Source organism: Streptomyces sp. 13-12-16 (genome assembly GCF_002114215.1).
Classification (GTDB): domain Bacteria; phylum Actinomycetota; class Actinomycetes; order Streptomycetales; family Streptomycetaceae; genus Streptomyces.
This window is the reverse complement of sequence record NZ_NCTE01001248.1, coordinates 1-1,355: the sequence shown is the minus strand read 5'-3', so window position 1 is coordinate 1,355 and position 1,355 is coordinate 1. Positions and strand designations below refer to the sequence as shown.

At 75.6% G+C, this 1,355-nt stretch carries 2 protein-coding genes and 1 pseudogene; 1 reads left to right on the top strand and 2 read right to left on the bottom strand.

Annotation, left to right across the window (positions count from 1 at the left end):
* Window positions 1-493, bottom strand: a 493-nt coding sequence (locus B7767_RS38770) for a DoxX family protein (RefSeq protein WP_085576057.1), incomplete at its 3' end; no start/stop codon positions are given.
* 72 nt (window positions 494-565) lie between these two features.
* Window positions 566-889, bottom strand: coding sequence for a hypothetical protein (locus B7767_RS38765; RefSeq protein WP_085576056.1), 324 nt, complete (start codon window positions 887-889; stop codon window positions 566-568).
* 147 nt (window positions 890-1,036) lie between these two features.
* Between B7767_RS38765 and B7767_RS38760 the strand changes: the two are divergent.
* Window positions 1,037-1,355: pseudogene (locus B7767_RS38760) on the top strand (fructosamine kinase); the annotation flags it as partial.

The window sequence follows — 1,355 nt, the reverse complement described above, 5'->3', positions numbered from 1 at the left end:
CGGGGCCGGCCCCGGCCCGCACGGACCGGCGTACGAGGTGGGCGTCACGGCGCAGGTCGTGGGCGGCGTGCCGGCTCCGCCAGAGCAGCGAGGGGGCGGCGCCGGTGTCGTCGGCGGCGATCAGCAGACCGCCGAGCATCGACAGGTTCTTCAGGAAGTGGATGCGCTGCTGCATGCGCTGGCCGGGGTCCTCCTCCTCCCAGAAGCGGTGGGCGGCCAGCGTCGTGGGCACGAGCGTGACGGCGACGGCGAGCGCCGCCGGGCGGGACAGGCGTCCCGTGGCCAGCAGCAGTCCGCCCACGACCTGGACGGCGCCGCTGAGGCGTACGGCGTCCTCGGTGCGGTCCGGCAGCACCGCGACACGGTCGGTGACGGGCTTGACGACGGACTCGGCGACCGGGGCGACGTTCTGGGGGTTGCGGACGGAATCCAGTCCGCCCGCGACGAACATCGACGCCAGCATCGGCCGGCCGAGGACGCGCAACAGACTCATGCCTTCTCCTGGAGGTGTGGACGGTGGGAGTGCGCCGGGTTCCCCGCCGGGCGGGGGCCATGCGGCGCGCCCTCACCAGAAGCGGGTGGTGAGCGCGGGCCGGTGGACGGCCTGGACGGCGTCGCGCAGGCGCAGGGCGACGCCGATGGTGGTGCGCAGGGCCGAGGGCCGTACGGTCTGGGCGGTCTCCGTGGCCAGGACCAGCAGGCAGCCCGCCGCCTGTTCCACCACGGACACCGGGAGGGTGTAGTCGCTGTCGGCGGCCGCGCGGAACGCCTTCAGCGGGATTCCGGCGCCGTCCACGGTCCGCCGGGCGGCCTGCTCCAGATGGTGGGCGGCCTGTTCGCACAGCGTGGCGGGCAGGGTGAGGGTGCGCTGGAACGATGGACTCGTCATGCTCCGAGTGGTCCCCCGGCGCGGTTTCCTTCGATCGGCGGCGGCCGGGATTTCACCGTCCCGCGTGACCGGACGGCGGCGCACGCGGGTGTGCGGGGAGCCCATACCCTGGGCACGACCGCTCGCCCGTACGTGAGGAGTCCGCCCATGAGCTTCCCTCCCGGTCCGGCCGTCCGGGACGGTGGCGGGCCCGGTGCCGTGGCGGCCCGGTTCACCGGGCGGGCGGTGACCGGTGTGCGTACGCTGTCCGGCTCACTGGCCGAGGTGACCCTCGACGACGGCCGGGTGGTGGTCGTCAAGAGCGCCGACGGGGCGGAGGCCGCGCGCGCCGAGGCGGCGGGGCTGCGCTGGCTGGCCGAGGCCGAGGCGGTGCGGGTGCCGGTGGTGCACGGTCACGACGCGTACCGGCTGGTCGTCGACCGGGTGGCGCAGGGCCCGCCCGGACGGGAGGCGGCGCTGCGGTTCG

Excerpts from the sequence above, each read along its gene's own strand:
- B7767_RS38765 (WP_085576056.1), bottom strand. The coding sequence starts at position 889 with ATGACGAGTCCATCGTTCCAGCGCACCCTCACCCTGCCCGCCACGCTG.